23 protein-coding genes are annotated in these 21,979 nt (G+C 32.0%); 22 read left to right on the plus strand and 1 reads right to left on the minus strand.

Annotated elements, in window-relative coordinates:
- Window positions 1–60: 60 nt before the first annotated feature.
- The 6 genes from rsmD (at window position 61) to DW006_RS06480 (ending at window position 5,520) form a co-directional block, all read left to right on the plus strand.
- Window positions 61–621 (plus strand): 16S rRNA (guanine(966)-N(2))-methyltransferase RsmD, encoded by a 561-nt coding sequence (rsmD, locus tag DW006_RS06450; protein ID WP_117999551.1) that lies wholly within the window; start codon window positions 61–63, stop codon window positions 619–621.
- Window position 622: 1 nt separating this feature from the next.
- Window positions 623–1,111, plus strand: coding sequence for a pantetheine-phosphate adenylyltransferase (gene coaD / locus DW006_RS06455; protein ID WP_022166049.1), 489 nt, complete (start codon window positions 623–625; stop codon window positions 1,109–1,111).
- A 2-nt stretch (window positions 1,112–1,113) separates the two neighbouring features.
- Window positions 1,114–1,707, plus strand: coding sequence for a hypothetical protein (locus DW006_RS06460; protein WP_022166050.1), 594 nt, complete (start codon window positions 1,114–1,116; stop codon window positions 1,705–1,707).
- Between the two features lie 1,319 nt (window positions 1,708–3,026).
- A complete protein-coding gene (locus DW006_RS06470) occupies window positions 3,027–3,833 on the plus strand; it encodes an MBL fold metallo-hydrolase (RefSeq protein WP_117999553.1) in 807 nt (268 codons plus the stop codon).
- A gap of 32 nt (window positions 3,834–3,865) precedes the next feature.
- Complete coding sequence (locus DW006_RS06475) at window positions 3,866–4,138, plus strand: ACT domain-containing protein (protein WP_117999554.1); 273 nt, start codon at window positions 3,866–3,868, stop codon at window positions 4,136–4,138.
- Window positions 4,139–4,155: 17 nt separating this feature from the next.
- Window positions 4,156–5,520, plus strand: coding sequence for a PFL family protein (locus tag DW006_RS06480; protein WP_117999555.1), 1,365 nt, complete (start codon window positions 4,156–4,158; stop codon window positions 5,518–5,520).
- 193 nt (window positions 5,521–5,713) lie between these two features.
- Here DW006_RS06480 and DW006_RS06485 read toward each other — a convergent pair whose 3' ends face one another.
- Window positions 5,714–6,931, minus strand: coding sequence for a nucleotidyltransferase (locus DW006_RS06485; RefSeq protein WP_117999556.1), 1,218 nt, complete (start codon window positions 6,929–6,931; stop codon window positions 5,714–5,716).
- A gap of 143 nt (window positions 6,932–7,074) precedes the next feature.
- On the opposite strand from DW006_RS06485, the gene pta reads away from it, so the two are divergent.
- From pta to trmD, 16 genes are all read left to right on the plus strand, one after another.
- Entirely contained in the window at window positions 7,075–8,070 is a 996-nt protein-coding gene (pta, locus tag DW006_RS06490; RefSeq protein WP_117999557.1) for a phosphate acetyltransferase, read from the plus strand.
- A 134-nt stretch (window positions 8,071–8,204) separates the two neighbouring features.
- A complete protein-coding gene (locus tag DW006_RS06495; protein WP_117999558.1) occupies window positions 8,205–9,398 on the plus strand; it encodes an acetate kinase in 1,194 nt (397 codons plus the stop codon).
- A gap of 150 nt (window positions 9,399–9,548) precedes the next feature.
- Window positions 9,549–10,073 (plus strand): DUF177 domain-containing protein, encoded by a 525-nt coding sequence (locus DW006_RS06500; RefSeq protein WP_117999559.1) that lies wholly within the window; start codon window positions 9,549–9,551, stop codon window positions 10,071–10,073.
- Window positions 10,074–10,076: 3 nt separating this feature from the next.
- Window positions 10,077–10,256 (plus strand): 50S ribosomal protein L32, encoded by a 180-nt coding sequence (rpmF, locus tag DW006_RS06505; RefSeq protein WP_022166059.1) that lies wholly within the window; start codon window positions 10,077–10,079, stop codon window positions 10,254–10,256.
- 293 nt (window positions 10,257–10,549) lie between these two features.
- On the plus strand, window positions 10,550–11,563 hold the full coding sequence (gene plsX, locus DW006_RS06510; protein ID WP_117999560.1) for a phosphate acyltransferase PlsX: 1,014 nt from the start codon (window positions 10,550–10,552) through the stop codon (window positions 11,561–11,563).
- A 2-nt stretch (window positions 11,564–11,565) separates the two neighbouring features.
- The gene (acpP, locus tag DW006_RS06515; protein WP_022166061.1) at window positions 11,566–11,793 is read left to right on the plus strand and encodes an acyl carrier protein; all 228 of its coding nucleotides are present in this window, start codon (window positions 11,566–11,568) and stop codon (window positions 11,791–11,793) included.
- Between the two features lie 71 nt (window positions 11,794–11,864).
- A complete protein-coding gene (rnc, locus tag DW006_RS06520) occupies window positions 11,865–12,554 on the plus strand; it encodes a ribonuclease III (RefSeq protein ID WP_117999561.1) in 690 nt (229 codons plus the stop codon).
- 1 nt (window position 12,555) lies between these two features.
- Complete coding sequence (smc, locus tag DW006_RS06525) at window positions 12,556–16,116, plus strand: chromosome segregation protein SMC (RefSeq protein ID WP_117999562.1); 3,561 nt, start codon at window positions 12,556–12,558, stop codon at window positions 16,114–16,116.
- Between the two features lie 14 nt (window positions 16,117–16,130).
- Window positions 16,131–17,048: a signal recognition particle-docking protein FtsY gene (gene ftsY, locus DW006_RS06530; protein WP_117999563.1), complete on the plus strand. Its 918-nt coding sequence runs from the start codon at window positions 16,131–16,133 to the stop codon at window positions 17,046–17,048.
- A 19-nt stretch (window positions 17,049–17,067) separates the two neighbouring features.
- Window positions 17,068–18,288 (plus strand): threonine ammonia-lyase, encoded by a 1,221-nt coding sequence (gene ilvA, locus DW006_RS06535; RefSeq protein WP_117999667.1) that lies wholly within the window; start codon window positions 17,068–17,070, stop codon window positions 18,286–18,288.
- A gap of 103 nt (window positions 18,289–18,391) precedes the next feature.
- Window positions 18,392–18,724: a YlxM family DNA-binding protein gene (ylxM, locus tag DW006_RS06540; protein WP_022166066.1), complete on the plus strand. Its 333-nt coding sequence runs from the start codon at window positions 18,392–18,394 to the stop codon at window positions 18,722–18,724.
- 11 nt (window positions 18,725–18,735) lie between these two features.
- Entirely contained in the window at window positions 18,736–20,085 is a 1,350-nt protein-coding gene (gene ffh, locus DW006_RS06545) for a signal recognition particle protein (RefSeq protein ID WP_117999564.1), read from the plus strand.
- A 45-nt stretch (window positions 20,086–20,130) separates the two neighbouring features.
- A complete protein-coding gene (gene rpsP / locus DW006_RS06550; RefSeq protein WP_022166068.1) occupies window positions 20,131–20,376 on the plus strand; it encodes a 30S ribosomal protein S16 in 246 nt (81 codons plus the stop codon).
- Window positions 20,377–20,393: 17 nt separating this feature from the next.
- The gene (locus tag DW006_RS06555) at window positions 20,394–20,621 is read left to right on the plus strand and encodes a KH domain-containing protein (protein ID WP_022166069.1); all 228 of its coding nucleotides are present in this window, start codon (window positions 20,394–20,396) and stop codon (window positions 20,619–20,621) included.
- 99 nt (window positions 20,622–20,720) lie between these two features.
- Entirely contained in the window at window positions 20,721–21,230 is a 510-nt protein-coding gene (gene rimM, locus DW006_RS06560) for a ribosome maturation factor RimM (RefSeq protein WP_117999565.1), read from the plus strand.
- Entirely contained in the window at window positions 21,230–21,958 is a 729-nt protein-coding gene (gene trmD / locus DW006_RS06565; protein WP_117999566.1) for a tRNA (guanosine(37)-N1)-methyltransferase TrmD, read from the plus strand. Before rimM ends, trmD begins: the two co-directional genes overlap by 1 nt.
- Window positions 21,959–21,979: the final 21 nt, after the last annotated feature.

Consider the following 21,979-nt stretch of genomic DNA (forward strand, 5'->3'; position numbering starts at 1 on the left):
ATAGATTAAAGGCAGGCATTTTTTGCTTGCTTTTAATTTTATAAGGCTTATGGAGAATTAATGAGAGTAATAGCAGGAACAGCAAGAAGAATACAATTAGAAACAGTTAAAGGAAATAATACAAGACCTACAACTGATAGAATTAAAGAAACATTGTTTAATATTATAAATAATGATTTATATGATATTGATTTTTTGGATTTGTTTAGTGGAAGTGGCGCCATTGGAATTGAAGCTTTAAGTCGTGGAGCTAATAGTGCAACTTTTGTAGAAAATAATAGAAATGCTATTAAATGTATAGAGACTAATTTGGAAAAAACTAATCTAAAAGAACAGGGAAATATTGTTTTTGGTGATGTTATGCGATCGCTTGAAAGTTTACAATTAAAAAAACAGAAATTTCACATTATTTTCATGGATCCACCTTATAATAAGCAATTAGAAAACAAGGTTTTAGAGTTTCTAAAAGATTCATGTATTTTAGATAATGACACTTTGATAATTGTTGAAGCTTCGTTGGAGACTGATTTCTCTTTTACTTTGAATTTAGGATACGAAATAAAAAAAGAAAAAATATATAAAACAAATAAACATATATTTTTGAAAAAACTAGGAGAATAATATGACAAGAGCAATTTATCCTGGAAGTTTTGACCCGGTCACACTAGGACATTTAGATATTATTAAAAGAGCATCTAAAATATTTGATGAACTAATAGTAGGTGTTTTGAATAATAATTCTAAATCTCCGTTGTTTTCAGTTGAAAAACGTGTTAAAATGTTAAATGATGTTGTAAAAGATTTACCAAATGTCAAGGTTATGTCTTTTGAGGGATTACTTGTGGATTTTGCAAGAAAAGTTGATGCGCAAATTATTGTTAGAGGTTTAAGGGCTGTAACAGATTTTGAGTATGAACTTCAAATGTCTCAGACAAACACAGTCTTAAATGAAAACGTTGATACAATATTTTTTACAACAAGCTTGGAATATGCTTACCTTAGTTCAAGTACAGTAAGGGAAGCGGCGTATTTTGGAGCTGATATTAGCAAATTTGTACCAGAATCTGTTGTACAACAGGTTTACGATAAATTTAAGGAAAGAGGAGAATAAAAATGAGTAGTAAGATTGAACAGATTATTACAGAAATTGAGGAATATATTGATAACTGTAAGTTTCAGCCTTTATCAACATCTAAGATTGTAGTAAATAAAGACGATATTGATGAATTATTAGCTGAATTAAGATTAAGAACTCCTGATGAAATCAAGAAATATCAGAAGATTATTGCTAATAAGGATGCAATCTTAAACGATGCTAAGGAAAGATCAGAAGCTATGATTGCTGAAGCTACAGCACACATTAATCAGTTGGTTAGTGAACATGAAATTATGCAGAAAGCATATGATGAAGCTAACAAGGTTATTGAACAGGCACAGCAGGAAGCTCAGGATATTTTGAACAATGCTACATCAGAAGCAAATGATTATAGAATGAGAGCTATGCAGTATACAGATGATATTTTATCAAATGTTCAGAGCATACTTACAACAGGTATGAATAGCTTTGAAAATGCACAGAGTCAGATGATGACATCGTTAAACAGTTCATTAAATGTTGTTGTTGAAAGCAGAAAAGAATTAAATGGTCAGGATGAAGATAATTCACAGCCTGAAAATAATGATGACATTGCAGTTGATTTAATGTAATTATTATACTTTATACAGAAAAGAAAGCTATGTTTAGCTTTCTTTTTTGTATATTTAAATAACACTAAGAAAATTATTTACTATTTTTATTTATTAAATTGTTATTTGTTATTACCGTTGCATAAAAAATGTTGTTTGCTATTTCTATTTGTGAAGTGATTATTTGTTATTACCATTGCATAAAAATGTTGTTTGTTATAACTATTACACAAAATAACTACTTAGTATTGCTAGTATTACTACATAGAAGCGTTATTAGTTATTTCTATCACACAAAATTACAAATTATAGATAATTAAATATAAAATAGTAAAAAATAAACAACATTCTATTTTGCCTAAAACATAATATAACATAATTGATTTATCTTTTATTTGGGATAAGGATTGCATAAAAATAGAAATACCACCCAATATTATACATAGAAGCATAAAATATAATTTATAAACATCCTCTAATTGACACTTTGTTATAAGAAAGCAACCGTTTGTAATTTCTAAAAATGAAATTGCTATATTTTTTTGAAAAAAAGTTAGTGGTATGATATTGATTAACTGCGTTAATGCTGAAAAAAATATAACGTATGTACATAATGTCATTAGAGAAAAATATGTTTTTTTAATTATGTTTTCGTTTTTGGTTAATGTGTTTATGCTTGTTTGAAAAGCGGGATAATGTGTTTCTCTAAAATTTAGAATTAATTTATTTAATATCCCGGTTATGATAGAAGGCAGAAAAACAAACAAAACAATATGCAAAGTGGTAAGTTTAGTATCACCCAAAACTGGTAACGAACTTTTCAAACATGTGCATATTATATAATTTATAAGAAAAGAAATGCTTGTGTTATTACAAAAAGTTATAAGGTATTTCCCTTCGGCTTTTGAGATATTGCCCGACGAGACCATTTCTCCAATGACTTTTGCACCTATCGGATAGCCTGACAAAAAGCCCACAAGTATAATGTAAGCACCATTTATTGTTACTTTGAAGAAAAAATTTAGTAATGGATACAAAAGTTTCCCGATGTAATAGCATAAACCTTTTTCGTACATATAATTAGTAATTAGTATGAAAGGTAATAGCGATGGAATTACAGAGTACAATGAAAGTATAATCCCTTTTTTTATACCTGCAGAAATTTCAACGGGAAAAGCTAAAGTTAAAGTTATGCATAGTGCACAAAATATTAATAAATATAATTTTTTCATAGGCCTTTTTTATTATAATATTATTTTGAAATAAATTATATTACTTTAATGTGTTGAAATTAAATGCAAAATACAATAAAATGTATGGAGAAGAATTGAGGTATATATATGGAATTGTTTTCAATTTCCAGTAGCAGTAAAGGAAATTGTATTTTATTAGATAATAAAGAAACAACATTGATGATAGATGTTGGAATAAGTAGGAAAAGAGTTGCCGAAGGGTTTGAGCATTTTGGCAAAAATCCGGAAGATTTAGATGGAATATTAATTACTCATGAACATAGTGACCATATTAAAGGGTTGGGAGTATTTTTAAGAAAATATCATATTCCTGTTTATGCTACTGAAGATACAATAGACTATATTTTAAATAAATCATCCATTGGAGAAGTTGATAAAGAATTATTTTTTCCAATAGAAAAAAATAAAAGCTTTTACATAAAAAATACTAAAATATCACCGCTTCAAATTAGCCATGATGCTGTAGATCCTGTATGCTATAGGTTTGATGATGACTCTGTGGACAATTCATCAGGTGCCATAGTTACGGATTTAGGTACATATGATGGAAAGTTGGTTAATGGCTTACATGAGTTAGACAGTATTTTAGTGGAATCAAATCATGATGTGAGAATGTTACAGATGGGCCCATATCCCTTTCGTTTGAAACAAAGAATATGGGGAACTAAAGGTCATTTGTCAAATGAAGCATGTGGTGATTTTCTTAATAAAATCATTAATAAAAGAATGAAACATATTATTTTGGGTCATTTAAGTGGCGAAAATAATTATCCAGAATTAGCATTTCAGGCTGTAAAAAACGAGCTGAATTTTGCCAAGGCGGTAGAGGATGTAAATCAAATTGATTTAAAAGTTGCAAGTAGGTACGAACCTTCCTGCAATATTAAATTTTAAATATATAATATCATAATTACTAGGAGGAACTTATGAAAAAGACAATTATTACAGTGGTAGGTAAAGACACAGTAGGCATTATAGCAGCGGTATGTTCATACTTAGCAGACAATAAAGTAAACATACTTGATATTTCTCAGACAATTGTTCAGGAATATTTTAACATGATGATGATTGTTGATTGTAATAACGCATCAAAGCCTGTGCATGAATTATCAGATGATTTAGAAAAAATCGGCGATGAAATCGGTGTTGTAATTAAAATGCAGCATGAAGATATTTTTAACAGTATGCACAGAATCTAGTTAATGGGAGAAAAAACATGATTAATAAATTTGAAGTTATTGAAACTAATAAAATGATTGACGATTACAATCTGGATGTAAGAACTATTACATTAGGTATTAGTCTTATGGATTGTATTAGTAATGATTTAGAAACGTTAAATAATAATATTTATAATAAAATTAAAAAACTTGCAGGTAATTTAGTTCAAACAGGAGAAGATATCTCAAAAGAATACGGTATTCCTATTGTTAATAAAAGAATTTCCGTTACACCAATTGGTTTAGTTGGGGCAAGTGCCTGTAAGACACCTGATGATTTTGTGACTATTGCAAAAACATTAGACAAGGTAGCAAAGGAAGTTGGTGTTAATTTCCTTGGAGGATACACAGCATTAGTTAGCAAGGGTATGTCAAAGGCAGAAGAAAATCTTATTAAATCTATACCAAAGGCTTTAGCTTGCACAGAACGTGTATGCAGTTCAGTTAATGTTGGTTCAACAAAAACAGGTATCAACATGGATGCTGTAAGATTAATGGGAGAAATTGTTAAGGAAACAGCAGAAGAATCAAAAGAGGATGATTCATTAGGTTGTGCTAAACTTGTTGTTTTTTGTAATGCTCCTGACGACAATCCTTTTATGGCAGGTGCTTTCCATGGTGTTACTGAAGCAGATGCAATTATTAATGTAGGTGTTTCAGGACCTGGCGTTGTAAGACATGCATTAAAGAAAGTTCGTGGAGAAAACTTCGAGGTTCTATGTGATACAATCAAAAAGACAGCTTTCAAGATTACAAGAGTTGGCCAGTTAGTTGCAAAGGAAGCTTCGAAGAGATTAAATGTTCCTTTTGGTATTATAGATTTATCTTTGGCACCTACACCTGCAATTGGTGATAGTGTGGCTGATATTTTAGAAGAAATTGGCTTACAGAGAGCCGGTGCACCTGGTACAACAGCAGCTCTTGCAATGTTAAACGATCAGGTTAAAAAAGGTGGCGTAATGGCATCTTCATATGTTGGCGGTTTAAGTGGTGCCTTTATTCCTGTAAGTGAAGATCAGGGTATGATTGATGCTGTAAAAGAAGGCGCTTTAACTATTGAAAAATTAGAAGCAATGACATGCGTATGCTCAGTTGGACTTGACATGATAGCAATTCCGGGAGATACAAAGGCTACAACAATTGCCGGTATTATTGCAGATGAATCAGCAATTGGTATGGTTAATGCTAAAACAACAGCTGTAAGAATTATTCCTGTAATTGGAAAGGGAGTTGGAGAAACAGTAGAATTTGGTGGCTTACTTGGCTATGCACCTATAATGCCTGTAAATAATTTCTCTTGCGATAATTTCATAAATAGAACAGGTCGTATTCCTGCACCAATTCATAGCTTTAAGAATTAATATTATATTTGAATTTTATAATATATAGAAAATATAGAGAAAAAAAGTTGGCTTATGTTTTCTATCAAATTTAATATAAGTACAAAAAAAGAAGATTATAAAACAATTGCTTTTATAATCTTCTTTTTGTTGTTAATACAAGTGATGATTATTCTAAAAAGTTTATTCTAAATTATTTGTTTTAAATTACATATTATAAAACAATAATTTTTCTTTGAAATTCCCTTGGAATCTTCTTTTGGCATTTATTCATGTAAACTAATCGATATAAATCATCAGCCTGCAAGGATAAGTTTAACATCTTTTTTGTTAAACCTGATGAATAGTTGTAGTAGCTTGAAAATTTTCCAATTAAGTCTATGGATGCGTTCTTTTTTAATAATCTCATTAAAGATGAATCTCTGTTAAAACCTAAAACTCTTGCATAGAAAACATAGCCGTTGGAAATAAAGGAATTTACGTCTTCCTGCTTAATGTTAAGTGCAATATGCATTAAAACTCTTGATAATCCGGCATAAGTATAATTTTTTGATTGTAAATCTTTTATAAATTCTTCTACATTACAAAAATTATATTTCAAATTATTGATTCGATTGCTTAAATCTTCGTTTATATCATAATAAACAGTAAAATCTTCTTCGGTTAAAAGTTTGTAAGCAAGTATTTGACTAAAATCATTTAGTTCCAAATAATTGTTACCATATAAATTATTACAGTTTGAAGGAATCAGGCTTTCAATGGAATTACCTGATGCTATTTCATTTCTTATACCTGTTGCAGAAGCAAAAGTTGTGTTAGTCTTTTTAGAATTGTATCCTGCACCCATTCTTTTTATGGCAACCGGTTTGATACTTGAATTTAATCTTTTAATAGCCTTTAAATATTCAATAGCAAGAATATTATTAGGTTTGTTAAGAAGATTATCCAATTCATCAAATTGTAAAATATTATTTTCTAAACAATAATCTGTAAGAGCTTTGGCTCTTGATTTTGGAAAAGAATATCCGTTTTTTAAATATAATGACAGCATATTTTTGAAATCATCAGGCTCGTTTAAAAGAATACTTACGATTTTAGGTAAAACTTTTATGTTGTCAGTTTCGCAGCCGAAACACAAATAGTCCACACAATCTAAACTGTCCAAAAGTTTAACTGCTGATGCTGCGAAAGTTTCTGCAGAAGCAGTTGCATAGCAACATGGAAGTTCTAAAACAACATCTGCACCATTTCTCAATGCTGCTTTGGTGCGAAGGGATTTGTCATAAAAAGCAGGCATCCCCCTTTGAACATAATTGCCACTGCAAACTATAATGGCATTTTCGGCACCTGTAATTTTTTTAGCTTTTTCTATTAAATATTTATGTCCGTTGTGAAACGGATTGAATTCTGCTATAATTCCCATTGTTTTCATATATTATCACCTCACAAGTGGACATTTTATCATTATTGCACCAATCTTTCAACAAATTAGGGCACTTTTAGGTGTTGTTTAAAATTTATGCTTATACTATAATAAATAATGGATTGGAGAATAATTTTTAGAAGGAGAAAAATATGGGCTTTATTGAAGAGTTAAAAGAAAAAGCAAGAAAGAACAGAAAAAAGATTGTATTACCGGAAGGAATGGACAAACGTACATACGAGGCTGCTGAACAAATTATAAAAGAAGATTTTGCGGACATTATAATTTTAGCAACTGACGAAGAATTAGAAACATATGGAAGTGGTTATAACATTGAGGGTGCTACGATAATTAATCCTTTAAATTATGAAAAAACAAAGGAGTATGCTGAAGGTTTTTATGAGTTAAGAAAAGCAAAAGGAATGACACAACCCCAGGCTTTAGCCATGGTTGTTAGTGATCATATGTATTTTGCATGTATGATGGTTAAATGTGGAGATGCAGACGGCGTAGTATCAGGTGCGTGCCACTCATCAGCTAACACACTTAGACCTTCACTTCAGATTATAAAGACAAAACCTGGTAGCAAGTTAGTATCAGCATTTTTTGTAGTTTGTGTAAAGAATAAAGATATGGGAGCTAATGGTGTATTTGTTATGGGAGATTGTGGTCTGAATCAGAATCCTAACCCAACACAGCTTGCAGATATTGCTGCAAGTAGTGCAGAGTCATTTGAATATTTAGTTGGTAAAAAGGCGAGAGTAGCAATGTTATCACATTCTTCATACGGAAGTGCTGCTCATAACGATGTGGATAAAGTTGTTGAAGCAACAGCTATTGCAAAGAAAGAATATCCACAGTTCTTAATAGATGGCGAATTGCAGACAGATGCAGCTTTAATTCCTGAAATTGCAGAATTTAAAGCACCGGGAAGTCCTGTTGCAGGAAAAGCTAATGTTTTGGTTTTCCCTGATTTGGATGCAGGAAATATCGGTTATAAATTATTACAGAGATTAGGTGGTGCAGAAGCTTACGGACCATTATGTCAGGGAATTGCAAAACCTATTAATGACTTATCAAGAGGTTGTAGTGCAATGGATATTGTTGGTGTAGTGGCAATTACAGCAGTTCAGGCACAAATAGTTTAATTTTTATTTGAAAAATCTTTTGAATTTGATATTATAATATATGTATTTATTAGCTTGTATTTTTTAATACAAGCTAATTTTTAGGATATCAGGAAATATAATTATATTTAAAACAATTTATATGGGAGGAACAAATGGAAGTATTAGTTATAAATTGTGGAAGCTCATCACTTAAATTTCAGTTAATTGATTCAGAAAAAGAGCATGTTTTAGCTAAAGGTTTATGTGAGAGAATAGGAATTGATAAAAGTTCTATTACATACCAGAGCGATAAATGTGAGAAAATGACTAAAGAAGTTGACATGCCTACTCACAATGAAGCAATCAATGCTGTTATATCTGCTTTAACAGATGAAAAAACAGGTGTTATAAATGATATGAGCGAAGTTAAGGCTGTTGGTCATAGAGTTGTTCATGGTGGAGAATATTTTTCATCTTCAGCTATTGTTGATGAAGATGTTCTTGAAAAGATTGAAAAGTGCAATTATTTAGCACCTCTTCATAATCCGGCAAATGTAATTGGAATTAAGGCGTGTATGAAGATAATGAAAGATACACCAAACGTTGTTGTGTTTGATACAGCCTTTCATCAGACTATGCCAGAAGAAGCATATTTATATGGTATTCCAAGAGAATATTATGAAAAACATAAGATAAGACGTTATGGTTTCCATGGTACTTCGCATAGTTATGTATCAAAGAGAGTTGCTCAAATTATAAATAAGCCTGTAGAAGAACTTAAAACAATTGTTTGCCATTTGGGAAACGGTGCAAGTATTTGTGCAGTAGATGGGGGAAAGTCGGTTGATACAAGTATGGGACTTACACCCCTTGCAGGAGTTATGATGGGTACAAGATCAGGTGATATTGATCCCGGAATTTTAGAAGTATTAGCTAAAATGGAAAACAAAGATGTATCGGAAATAACTAATATTCTTAATAAAAAATCAGGTGTTTCCGGCTTGTCACAGGTTTCAAGTGACTTCAGAGATATAACTAAAGCTATTGAAGAAGGCAATACAGTTGCAAAATCAGCCCTTGATGCTTACATTAGAACTGTTGTAAGATTTGTTGGTGCTTATGTTGCCGTTATGAATGGCGTTGATACAATTGTATTTACAGCAGGTGTTGGCGAAAATAACAGTGCAGTAAGAGCAGGAGTTGTAAAGCATCTTAAATATTTAGGTGTAGAGTTAGATGAAGAAGCTAATAAGATAAGAGGTGAAGAGAAACTTATCTCAACTGCAGACTCAAAAGTTAAAGTTTATGTAGTGCCAACTAATGAAGAATTAGCTATTGCAAGAGAAACAGTAGAACTTGTTAAGTAAAGCAATTTTGTAAGATATAAGCGTTTTCTAAGCTTGTTATTACAAAATTAAACATAAAACAATTCTTAAATTATATAAAAAAATAATGACGCTTGACAAATATATGATGGGTATGTATAATTGTTTAGGTGTCTTTGAAGAAGGAATATTATGATAATTGATTTATATGAACTTCTACAGGAAGAAGACGGGGAGAAAGTTTTTTCTCCAACTTATGAAAATGAAAAGTTTAAAACTAAAAGAGAATCATATCCTGTAACGAATTGTGAAATAAAGTTTATCTTTCATAATGATGGCAAGAAACACATTTCTTTTACATCAAAGGGGTATGTTACTTTAGCAATTCCTTGTAATAAGTGTTTAGAACCTGTGGATTACAAAATTAATATTGATAGTTTCAAGGACTTAGATTTGAATAAAACATCTGAACAACGTATAGCAGATCTGGATGAAACTAATTATCTGGATGGTACAAAAATTGATTCAGAGGTATTTATTAATAACGAGATTCTGGTTAATTTTCCTATGAAAGTTCTTTGCAGTGAAAACTGTAAGGGAATTTGTAATAGATGCGGCGCAAATCTCAATTTGAGATCCTGTAATTGCGAAGACGCAAAACCAGGAACGGGAATGTCGAAAATATTAGATGTTTTTAATCAGTTTAAGGAGGTGTAAACCATGTCTATCTGTCCAAAGAACAAATCTTCAAAAGGAAGAAGAGATAAGAGAAGAGCAAACTGGAAGATGTCAGCTCCAAACCTTGTAAAGTGCAGCAAGTGTGGAACATTAATGATGCCACATAGAGTATGCAAGGCATGTGGAAGCTACAACAAAAAAGAAATAGTTTCAGTTGACTAATTATAAAAATAAGACTTTGTGAGTTTTCACAGAGTCTTATTTTTTGTGGCAAAAGCCTGGCAGGTCATATTGTGCTTGCATGAAATAACATTTGCCTGGAGCAAGGACATCAAAAAGCTATGCTTTGAAATATCTGTTAGATATAATCCAGTAGGGGGTAGCGTTCGTTTGTAATAGAAAATTGAATACTGAACATTGCTATATAGCTTGTATAGTATTCTTTTGGTATATGTTTCTTGATTTTATTAGGATTTTTTAGTATATTATCATTATGCGCAAAAGGAGGACTATATATGTCGAAGACTATAATTGCATTAGATTGCATGGGCGGAGATAACGCGCCTGGCGAAATAGTAAAGGGAGCTGTTTTAGCTGCTAATGAAAATAAAGATATGCTAATAAAGCTTGTTGGTAGGGAAGACGATATAAAAAAAGAACTTGAAAAATATCCTTCATCTGACAAGTTAGAGATAGTTGATGCTAAAGAAGTTATTGAAACAGGAGAACCGCCTGTTGCAGCTATTAGAAAGAAAAAAGATTCTTCTTTAGTTAAATGTATGTATATGGTCAAAAAAGGTGAAGCAGATGCTATGGTTTCTGCAGGTAGTACAGGAGCCAATCTTGTTGGTGGACATGTTATTATTGGCAGAATAAAAGGTGTCGAAAGACCTCCTCTAGCACCATTAATTCCCACAAAAACAGGTTTTTCTTTATTAATTGACTGTGGAGCAAATGTAGACGCAAGGCCATCACATTTATTACAGTTTGCTAAGATGGGTTCTGTTTATATGGAAAATGTTGTTGGAATTAAGAATCCTAAGGTTGCACTCGTTAATATTGGTGCAGAAGAAGAAAAAGGAAATGCTTTAGTTAAAGAAACATACCCACTATTAAAAGAAATGGAAGGCATTAATTTTATTGGCAATATAGAAGCAAGAGACATTCCTAACGGGGATGCAGATGTTATTGTCTGTGATGCTTTTGTAGGTAATGTAATTCTTAAATTATATGAAGGTGTTGCAAGTGTTTTAATTGACAAGATTAAAGGTTCTATGATGAATTCTATCAAAACAAAGATTGGAGCACTTTTAATTAAGAAAGATTTAAAGAAAACTCTTAAAGGATTTTCTTTGGAAGAACATGGTGGAGCACCGTTATTAGGACTAAATGGTCTGTTAGTTAAGACACATGGAAGTTCAAAAGCAATTGAAATTAAAAATTCAATTTTACAATGTATAACATTTAATGAATTGGATATTAACAATAAATTTAAGGAAAAGCTTTCATTAGAAAGCAAGGAGGATTAATTATGGAATTAGATAGACTTATTAATGCCATTGCAGAGGTTTTAGATTTGGATAAGGATAAAATCACTGCTGACAGTAAGTTTGTAGATGATTTAGGAGCAGATTCTCTTGATGTTTTAGAAATAATTATGGGAATTGAAGATGAATTTGGTATTGAAATTCCAACAGATCAGGCAGAATCAATTGTAACAGTTGGAGATGCTTACGAAAAGATAAAGGAAGCTCTTTAAGAACAAAACATTACAAGTATACTAAAGCCCTATTTTAATAGGGCTTTAAGTTGCGTTATAGAGGTATTTTTATGAACACAGATTATTCTATTTTGGAAGACAATATAAATTATGTATTTAAAGATAAAGATTTATTGATAAATGCTCTTACACATACGTCTTTTGCAAATGAGCATAAAGTAAAAAAAATCAAAGATAATGAAAGATTGGAATTTTTAGGTGACGCTGTACTTGAAATGGTTTCAAGCGAATTTTTATTTGAAAACATGAATGAAATGCCTGAGGGAGAAATGACAAAACTTCGAGCAAGTCTTGTGTGTGAACCTACTTTGGCAATTGATGCAAGAGAAATTGAATTGGATTCTTTTATTTATCTTGGAAAAGGTGAGGAAGCAACAGGCGGTAGAAAACGTGATTCCATAGTTTCAGATGCTTTTGAAGCTTTAATCGGTGCAATATTTCTAGATGGTGGGGTTGATGCTGCAAGAAGTTTTATTTTACAGTTTGCATTAAATGATATTGAAAAGAAAAGATTATTCCATGACTGCAAGACTGTTTTGCAGGAAAGAGTAAATATGGTGAAAATAGGAAATCTGTCTTATGAGATTGTAGGCGAAAGTGGACCGGACCACGACAAAAATTATGAAGCAGTTGCCAAAATTGACCAACAGGTAATTGGACGAGGTAGTGGTCATACTAAGAAAGCCGCTGAACAGCAGGCAGCGTATAACGCACTTAAAACTTTAGATAACAGGAGTTAGTATGTATTTAAAAAATATAGAAATTCATGGATTTAAGTCCTTTGCAAATAAAATAAATTTTCAGTTTCATAACGGAATTACAGGTATTGTAGGACCAAACGGTTCAGGAAAAAGTAATGTTGCTGATGCGGTAAGATGGGTTCTTGGTGAGCAGAAAACAAAACAGCTTCGTAGTTCAAAAATGGAAGATGTTATTTTTGCCGGTACAGAAAACAGAAAACCTATGGGTTATGCTTATGTGGCAATTACTTTTGATAATGCAGACCATAAGCTTAACATTGATTATGATGAAGTTACAGTGTCAAGAAGACTTTTCCGTTCAGGTGAAAGTGAATACATGATTAATGGTACACAGGTGCGATTAAAAGATGTAAATGAACTTTTCTATGATACAGGTATTGGTAAAGAAGGTTATTCCATTATTGGACAGGGTCAGATTGATCAGATTCTAAGTGGTAAACCGGAAGAGAGAAGAGAACTTTTTGATGAAGCTGCAGGAATTGTTAAGTTTAAGCGTCGTAAAAATGATGCCATGAAAAAACTTGATGACCAAAATCAGAATCTTGTTCGTGTTACGGATATTTTAGGAGAACTTGAACGACAGGTTATACCTCTTGAGAAACAGTGTGAAAAGGCTAAAACGTATTTGCTTTTAAAAGAAGACTTGAAAGTAAATGATGTAAATATGTTCTTTATTGAATTTGATGAAATTAAAAACAGATTAGTTCAATTAGATGAAAAAATAAAAATTGCTTCATCAGACATGCAAATTGCAAACGATGAATTTGAAAATATAAAGAAAGATTACACAAAGTTAGAGCAGATAATAGAAGATATTAATAGTTCAATTGAGACTAAAAAGGCTACTTTAAATGAGACAATTTTAAACATTGAGAAATTTGAAGGTCAGATTAATGTTATTAAGGAACAGATTAATTCTGCCAAAAACAATGAGTCATATATTAACCAGAGAATTGATTCAATTACAAACGAAATTGAACAACAGTCAAAAGAATTAAATGACTCCACAAAAGAAAAAGAAGAAAATGAAAAGCAGTTAAATGAGATTATCGAAACACAAACAAAGTCTAATGAAGAAATTGCAAGTGTTAACGACGAAATATCTCATTTAGAACAGGAAATTGAGCATGATAAAGAAGAAATAATTAATCTTTTAAATACAAAGTCATCTATCAAAAGCAAAATTCAAAGATTTGATACTTTGTTAGAGCAGATTAATATTAGAAAGTCACAGCTTAATCAGAAACTGATTGATTTCCAAAATAGAAAAGATGGTCAGGAAAATGCTATTAAACAGTTTGAAGAACAGTTAGAAGATGTTAATGCTGAAATTAAAGAAGTTCAGGGAAAACTTCAGGAATACAAAGAAAAAATAGTTTCTCTTAGAATTGAAAACAGTAAATTAAGTAAACGTTTATCTGAAAATCAGGAGAAATATCATAAATTAAAATCTAATTTAGAAACTTTAAAGAATATTACTGAAAGATACGAAGGCTACGGCAATAGTATTAAGAGAGTAATGGAACTTAAGGAATCTAAAAAAGGTATCATTGGTGTAGTTGCTGATATTATTAAGGTTGATAAAAAATATGAAGTTGCAATTGAAACAGCCCTTGGTGGAAATATTCAAAATATTGTTACTGATACAGAAACAACAGCCAAAGATACAATTGAATATTTGAAGAAAAACAGATATGGTAGAGCCACATTTCTTCCTTTAAGCAGTATGAGTAATAAAACAAACTTTAATGCTCCGGATGCTTTGGAAGAAAAAGGAGTCGTAGGACTTGCCAGTGACTTAGTGGAAATAAAAAAAGAATATGAAGGCATTGCCAAATATCTTTTAGGTAGAGTTATGGTTGTTGATACAATTGATAACGCCATTTCCATTGAAAGAAAATATAGATATACTGTTAGAATTGTTACGCTTGAAGGTGAATACCTAAATGTTGGTGGTTCCATTTCAGGTGGTGCGTTTAAGAATAATAGCAATCTTTTGGGAAGACGTAGAGAAATCGAAGAAATCGAAAAGTCTTTAAACAAATTAAATAAAGAAAAAGAGGATTTAGATAAACAACTTCTAGAAAATAAAAGTGAGTCTGATGTTTTAAGTGAAGAGGAAGAAAAGATAAATAAAGCGCTTCAGGAACAGATGATTATTAAAAACACATTGGAAATTAATCTCAAGCAGGCTAATGCACGAAAAGACAGTATTATGCTTGAGTATCAGAGTTTTGAGCAGGAAAATTCTAATATGCAGTCTGAAATTAGCGACATTAGTAAAAACAGCACTCAGTTAAATGAAGAATTAACCGGTACTGAAAATAAAAACAGTGAATTAGAAGAACAGGTGGTTGAAAAGACTAAGAAGTTAAATTCTCTAAAAGAAAGTATTGGCGAGAAGAGCTCAATCTTAGAAGAAATTAACATTGAAATTGCTAACTATAAGCAAAAGCATGAATTTATTGTTGAAAAAATCAATAAGGCAAAAGATGTTATTAATTCCTTTACAAAAGAACTTGATAACATAAAAAACAATTCGGAAGAAAACAATGTTGAAATTTCTGCAAGATTGGAAGCTATAGAAAATCTCACAAAAGAGGCTAATAAAGCAAGAGATTTAACTGAACAGTTAAATAAAGAGATTGAAGAGGCAATTACTGAAAAAGAAAATCAAAGTAAAGAACATAAGGAATTCTTTGAGAAGAGAGAACAATTGTCAGAAAGAATTTCATCTCTTGATAAAGAAATTTATCGTTTAAGTAGCCAAAAAGAAGCTCTGGAAGAAAAGAGTGAAAACAAAGAAGCTTATATGTGGAATGAATATGAAATCACATATAGAACAGCTGCTGAAATGAAAAATTCTGATTTTACAAATAAGAGTGAAATTAGAGACAACATTAATTCAATTAGAAAGCAAATGAAGTCTTTAGGTGATGTAAATATTAATGCCATTGAAGAATTTAAGGAAGTAAATGAGCGTTATCAGTTTATGAAATCGCAACATGAAGACTTAATGGAAGCAAAAGAAAACCTTCTTAAAATAATTGATGAGCTTGAAGTTGGAATGCGTAAGCAGTTCAAAGAAAAGTTCGAAGAAATAAAAACAGAATTTGATATTGTGTTTAAGGAATTATTTGGTGGTGGAAAAGGAACAATTGAATTAACTGATGCTGAAGATATTTTAGATGCAGGAATTAATATTATTTCTCAACCACCAGGCAAAAAACTTCAAAATATGATGCAGTTATCCGGTGGTGAAAAAGCATTAACAGCCATTAGTTTGTTATTTGCAATACAGAATTTGAAACCATCGCCTTTCTGTCTGTTAGACGAAATTGAGGCAGCGCTTGATGGTTCTAACGTTGTAAGATTTGCTGAATATTTACATAAACTTACAAAGAACACTCAGTTTATTGTAATTACACACAGACGTGGTACAATGAACTGCACAGACCGTTTGTATGGTATTACAATGCAGGAAAAGGGTATTTCAGCACTTGTTTCTGTAGACTTACTTGAAAATGACTTAGATAAATAAAATAGGAGGAAGTTATGGCAGGAAAATTTTTTTCGAAACTTGTATCAGGATTGACAAAAACGAGAAATAATATTGTTTCAGGTTTGAATTCTATTTTTACAGGTTTTTCTCACATTGATGAAGATTTCTATGAGGAATTAGAAGAAATCCTTATTATGAGTGACATTGGTGTTAATACAACAGAAGAAATCCTTGATAATTTGCGTGCTCAGGTAAAAGAAAAAAATATAAAAGAGCCTATGGAATGTAAGGATTTACTTATTGAAAACATAAAAGAACAAATGTACATTGGCCAAAACGCTTATGATTTTGAAAATGAAAAATCTGTTATTTTAATGATTGGTGTAAATGGTGTAGGTAAAACAACATCAATAGGTAAACTTGCAAGCCAATTTAAGAATAATGGTAAGAAAGTAGTTTTAGCTGCTGCGGATACATTTAGAGCTGCTGCTGCAGATCAGCTTATAGAATGGGCTAATAGGGCAGGGGTTGATATTGTATCAGGAAAGGAAGGTTCCGATCCTGGTTCAGTATTATTCGATGCAATTAGTTCTGCTAAAAATAAAAATGCAGATATTTTACTTTGTGATACAGCAGGAAGACTTCACAATAAAAAGAATTTAATGGAAGAATTAAAGAAATTAAATCGAATTATTGACAAAGAATTTCCAGAAACAAGACGTGAGAATTTTATTGTACTTGATGCAACAACCGGTCAGAATGCTCTGGAACAGGCAAGACAGTTTAAGGAATGTGCTGATATAACAGGTGTAATTCTTACTAAAATGGATGGCTCGGCAAAGGGTGGTATAGCAATAGCAATACAGGCTGAACTTGGTATACCGGTTAAATACATTGGAGTTGGTGAGCAGATTGATGATTTGCAAAGATTTGATTCGAAAGAGTTTGTAGAGGCTCTATTTACAGAATAAAAAGAAAGTGTGGACAATGATGAGTGACAAATTAGCTTTAAAGAAATTTGAGGAAGCAAGTGAAACAGTAAAAAAAGTAACATTAAACACTAATTTAATTTATAGTGATTATTTTAGTGAACAGACAGGAAATGATGTTTATATTAAACCTGAAAACATGCAGTTTACAGGCGCCTATAAGGTAAGAGGTTCTTACTACAAAATAAGTACTTTATCTGAAGCAGAAAGAGAAAGAGGTCTTATTACTGCTTCGGCCGGTAACCATGCACAAGGCGTTGCCTATGCTGCAAAACTCTTTGGCGTTAAGGCAACAGTAGTTATGCCAACTATAACACCTTTAATGAAAGTAAACAGAACAAAGAATTATGGGGCAGATGTTATTTTATATGGGGATGTATATGATGATGCATGCAAGTATGCTCTTAACCTTGCACAAAAAGAAGGTTATACATTTATTCATCCATTTGATGATTTAGATGTTGCTGCGGGTCAGGGTAGTATTGCAATGGAAATTTTCAAGGAACTACCAACAGTTGATTATATTTTAGTTCCAATTGGTGGTGGTGGACTTGCAACAGGTGTAAGTACACTTGCCAAGCTTTTAAATCCTAGAATTAAGGTAATTGGTGTTGAACCTGAAAATGCAGCCTGCATGAAAGCAAGCTTAGAAGCAGGACATGTTGTAACTTTACCAAGTGCCAACACTATCGCTGACGGTACAGCTGTAAAAACACCGGGAGAAAATATTTTCCCATACATACAGAAAAATATTGATGAAATTATCACCATTAAAGACGATGAATTAATAGATGCGTTCCTTGATATGGTAGAAAATCATAAATTAGTTGCTGAAAACTCAGGTCTTCTTACAATTGCTGCATTAAAGCATTTGAAATGTAAGGATAAGAAGATTGTTTCAATTATCAGTGGCGGTAATATGGATATTATTACAATGTCCTCTACATTGCAGCATGGTTTAATTCAAAGAGGACGTGTATTTACAGTTTCTGTTTTACTTCCTGATAAGCCGGGCGAACTTGTTAAGGTTGCAAATACAATTGCAAAACAGCAGGGTAATGTAATTAAGCTTGACCATAACCAGTTTGTATCAGTAAACAGAAATGCGGCTGTGGAACTTAAAGTTACATTAGAATGTTTTGGTCATGACCATAAGGAACAGATATTAAAAGCATTAAGCAAAGCAGGCTATAGTCCTGTAGAGCAGGCTCCAAACTTATAGAAAATAAATTGCTGAAAAATAAAGCTGGAAGGTGTCAAGAAAAAATACTTGACACCTCCTTTTCTTTAGTGTAATATATGTCAGGTAGGCAAGGTGCGTTTTTATGAAAGATATATTTAAAAGTTCTTTATTATATGATTTTTATGGAGAACTATTAACTAATCATCAAAAAGAAATATATGAAGATTTTATTTTAAATGACTTAAGTTTAGGAGAAATCGCAGAAGAAAGAGGTATATCCAGACAGGGTGTACACGATTTAGTAAAAAGATGTGACAAGACTTTGAATGGTTATGAAGAAAAGTTACATTTACTTGAAAGATTTTCCAAAACTAAAGAGGATGTTGAAAAAATATGTCAGTTAGCAGACAGCGGTGACAAGAACAACATTCATGAAATAAAAACAATTGCACAGGAAATTTTAGATAATTACTAGGAGGTAGGGCTTTGGCATTTGAAAGCTTATCCGATAAATTACAAAATATATTCAAAAATTTGCGTGGCAAGGGGCGTCTTACAGAAGAAGATGTTAAAGTAGCTTTAAAAGAAGTAAAGATTGCTTTACTTGAGGCTGACGTAAACTTTAAGGTTGTTAAAGATTTCATTAAAAAAGTAAATGAAAGAGCCATTGGTCAGGATGTTTTAACAAGTTTAACACCAGGTCAGATGGTTATAAAGATTGTAAACGAAGAACTTACAGCTTTAATGGGTTCTGAAACAACAGAACTTAAATTGTTACCGGATAATGAAATTACCGTTATTATGATGATGGGACTTCAGGGTGCCGGTAAAACTACAACAACTGCTAAGATTGCAGGCAAGCTTAAAGGAAGAGGTAAGAAACCTTTACTTGTAGCCTGTGACGTTTACAGACCGGCTGCCATTGAGCAGTTAAAGATTAACGGTGAAAAACAGCAGGTACCTGTTTTCTCAATGGGAGATAAACAAAAGCCTTTAAATATTGCAAAGGCAGCTATTGAACATGCAAAGAAAAATGGCAACAATGTTGTAATCCTTGATACAGCAGGTCGTTTACATGTAGATGAAGACATGATGAACGAACTTGTGGAGATTAGAGATAATGTAGACATTACACAAACTGTTTTGGTTGTAGATGCTATGACAGGACAGGATGCAGTTAATGTTGCAAAAGAATTTAACGATAAGATTGGTATTGACGGTATTATTGTTACAAAATTAGACGGTGATACAAGAGGTGGTGCTGCTCTTTCAATTAAGGCAGTTACAGGCAAGCCAATTTTATATATAGGTATGGGTGAAAAGTTATCAGATTTAGAACAATTTCATCCGGACCGTATGGCATCAAGAATTTTAGGAATGGGAGATGTTCTTTCTCTTATTGAAAAGGCTGAGCAGTCAATTGATCAGGATAAGGCAAAAGAAATGGAACAGAGGCTTAAGAAAGCACAGTTTACTTTTGATGACTATCTTGAATATATGGCTCAGATTAGAAACATGGGTGGTTTATCATCCTTGCTTAAGATGATACCGGGAGTTGGTGGTCAGATAAAGGAAGATATGCTTCCTGATGATAAACAGCTTGGTAAGATTGAAGCAATTATTTATTCGATGACGAAAGAAGAAAGAGGCAATCCTGACCTTATGAATCCTTCAAGAAAGAAGAGAATTGCAAAGGGTGCCGGTGTTGATATAAGCGAAGTTAATAAGCTTGTAAAACAGTTTGAACAGGCAAGAAAAATGATGAAGAGCATGCCTGGCATGATGGGTGGAAAAGGAAAACGTAAAGGTGGATTTAAAATGCCTTTTGGCTTTTAAACATAAATATTAGAAATTAAATTATTTTACGGAGGTAAAGAAAAAATGGCAGTAAAGATTAGATTAAAGAGAATGGGAAAGAAGAGACATCCAATCTACAGAATAGTAGTTGCTGACTCAAGAGCACCTAGAGATGGAAGATTCATCGAAGAAATCGGAACATACGATCCAAATCAGGAACCAAGTATATTTGATTTAAACGAAGAAGCTACAAAGAAATGGTTATCAACAGGAGCACAGCCAACAGAAACAGTTGGAAAGCTTTTAAAGATTGCTGGTATTGAAAAATAATATCGGAGGGCAAATTCATGAAAGAATTGGTAGAAACAATTGCAAAAGCACTTGTTGACTCTCCTGATGAAGTTGTAGTATCTGAAACTGAAAACGAAAGAGAAATACTTATTACTTTACATGTTGCCAGTGACGATATGGGAAAAGTAATCGGAAAGCAGGGAAGAATTGCTAAGGCTATTCGTTCAGTAGTTAAGGCTGCATCTTCTAAAAGCGACAAAAAAGTTAAAGTTGAAATTCAATAAAATCACTTTAGTACAAGTGCAACAAGGCTGGAAGATTTTCCAGCCTTGTTATGTATAAAAGACAATGTTCAAGTTCATTTTATGTGAGAGGGAGAAATTATGGAACAGTATTTAAGAGTTGGAGTTATTACAAACTCTCATGGAATAAAAGGAGAAGTTAAAGTATTTCCTACTACAGATGATATAAAAAGATTTGATTATTTAGAAGAAGCTGTAATTGATACGGGAAAAGAATATATAAATGTAAATGTAACAGGTGTAAAATATTTTAAAAATATGGTTATTTTAAAATTTAAGCAATACGACAACATTAATGATATTTTGAAATTTAAAGGACTGGATTTGCTTGTGTCTCGAGAAAATGCAATTCCATTAGGTGAAGATGAACATTTTATCGTTGATTTAATAGGGTGCAATGTTGTTGATGAAGAAAAAAATTACATTGGTGAACTGGTTGATGTAATGGAAACAGGTGCCAATGGGGTATATGTAGTAAAAACACCTGAAGGTAGGGAAGTACTGTTCCCTGTTATAGAGCAATGTGTTTTAAATAAGGATATTAAAAATAAAACTATTACAGTTCATGTTATGAAAGGATTAATGGATTAATGAATTTTCATGTTTTAACATTATTCCCTGAAATGATTAATCAGGGAGTAAATACAAGTATTACCGGTCGTGCCATTAAGAACGGTCTCATTAGCTTGAATGCTATAAATATAAGAGATTTTGCCGGCAATAAATATGGTCAGATAGATGATTATCCCTACGGTGGTGGGGCAGGCATGGTAATGCAACCATTACCTGTATATAAAAGTTATGAATCGGTAGTAGAACAAATTGGTTATAAACCAAGGGTTGTATACTTAACTCCACAAGGAAAAGTTTTTAATCAGTCAATGGCGGAAGAGTTGTCAAAAGAAAAAGATTTAGTGTTTTTGTGTGGCCATTATGAAGGTATTGATGAAAGAGTTCTTGAAATGATAGTTACAGATAATGTCTCAATAGGAGATTATGTCCTTACAGGTGGTGAATTGCCTTCCATGGTTATGATTGATGCAATTTCAAGACTTGTTCCCGGAGTGTTAAATAATGAGGTGTCTGCAGAGTTTGAGTCATTTAATGATAATTTACTCGAATACCCACAATACACACGGCCTGCTGAATTTATGGGCAAGGAAGTACCACCTATTCTTTTATCGGGAAATCATCTGAAGGTTGATGAATGGAGAAGAAAACAATCTATTATTAGAACAATTGAAAGACGTCCTGATTTAATGGAAGAAGCTAATTTGACAAAAGAAGATATAAAATTCATAAAAACACTTGATAAATAAAGTTTTTTATGTTATTATAAC

This window comes from Eubacterium sp. AF36-5BH (assembly GCF_003460505.1).
Taxonomy (GTDB): domain Bacteria; phylum Bacillota; class Clostridia; order Lachnospirales; family Lachnospiraceae; genus Eubacterium_G.

Coding starts and splice junctions, on each gene's coding strand:
- ftsY (WP_117999563.1), top strand. CDS start 16,131: ATGGCAGGAAAATTTTTTTCGAAACTTGTATCAGGATTGACAAAAACG.
- pta (WP_117999557.1), top strand. CDS start 7,075: ATGGGCTTTATTGAAGAGTTAAAAGAAAAAGCAAGAAAGAACAGAAAA.
- DW006_RS06485 (WP_117999556.1), bottom strand. CDS start 6,931: ATGAAAACAATGGGAATTATAGCAGAATTCAATCCGTTTCACAACGGA.
- DW006_RS06480 (WP_117999555.1), top strand. CDS start 4,156: ATGATTAATAAATTTGAAGTTATTGAAACTAATAAAATGATTGACGAT.
- trmD (WP_117999566.1), top strand. CDS start 21,230: ATGAATTTTCATGTTTTAACATTATTCCCTGAAATGATTAATCAGGGA.
- smc (WP_117999562.1), top strand. CDS start 12,556: ATGTATTTAAAAAATATAGAAATTCATGGATTTAAGTCCTTTGCAAAT.
- DW006_RS06470 (WP_117999553.1), top strand. CDS start 3,027: ATGGAATTGTTTTCAATTTCCAGTAGCAGTAAAGGAAATTGTATTTTA.
- ilvA (WP_117999667.1), top strand. CDS start 17,068: ATGAGTGACAAATTAGCTTTAAAGAAATTTGAGGAAGCAAGTGAAACA.
- rpsP (WP_022166068.1), top strand. CDS start 20,131: ATGGCAGTAAAGATTAGATTAAAGAGAATGGGAAAGAAGAGACATCCA.
- coaD (WP_022166049.1), top strand. CDS start 623: ATGACAAGAGCAATTTATCCTGGAAGTTTTGACCCGGTCACACTAGGA.
- ylxM (WP_022166066.1), top strand. CDS start 18,392: ATGAAAGATATATTTAAAAGTTCTTTATTATATGATTTTTATGGAGAA.
- rimM (WP_117999565.1), top strand. CDS start 20,721: ATGGAACAGTATTTAAGAGTTGGAGTTATTACAAACTCTCATGGAATA.
- rpmF (WP_022166059.1), top strand. CDS start 10,077: ATGTCTATCTGTCCAAAGAACAAATCTTCAAAAGGAAGAAGAGATAAG.
- DW006_RS06495 (WP_117999558.1), top strand. CDS start 8,205: ATGGAAGTATTAGTTATAAATTGTGGAAGCTCATCACTTAAATTTCAG.
- DW006_RS06500 (WP_117999559.1), top strand. CDS start 9,549: ATGATAATTGATTTATATGAACTTCTACAGGAAGAAGACGGGGAGAAA.
- rnc (WP_117999561.1), top strand. CDS start 11,865: ATGAACACAGATTATTCTATTTTGGAAGACAATATAAATTATGTATTT.
- DW006_RS06475 (WP_117999554.1), top strand. CDS start 3,866: ATGAAAAAGACAATTATTACAGTGGTAGGTAAAGACACAGTAGGCATT.
- acpP (WP_022166061.1), top strand. CDS start 11,566: ATGGAATTAGATAGACTTATTAATGCCATTGCAGAGGTTTTAGATTTG.
- DW006_RS06460 (WP_022166050.1), top strand. CDS start 1,114: ATGAGTAGTAAGATTGAACAGATTATTACAGAAATTGAGGAATATATT.
- plsX (WP_117999560.1), top strand. CDS start 10,550: ATGTCGAAGACTATAATTGCATTAGATTGCATGGGCGGAGATAACGCG.
- rsmD (WP_117999551.1), top strand. CDS start 61: ATGAGAGTAATAGCAGGAACAGCAAGAAGAATACAATTAGAAACAGTT.
- DW006_RS06555 (WP_022166069.1), top strand. CDS start 20,394: ATGAAAGAATTGGTAGAAACAATTGCAAAAGCACTTGTTGACTCTCCT.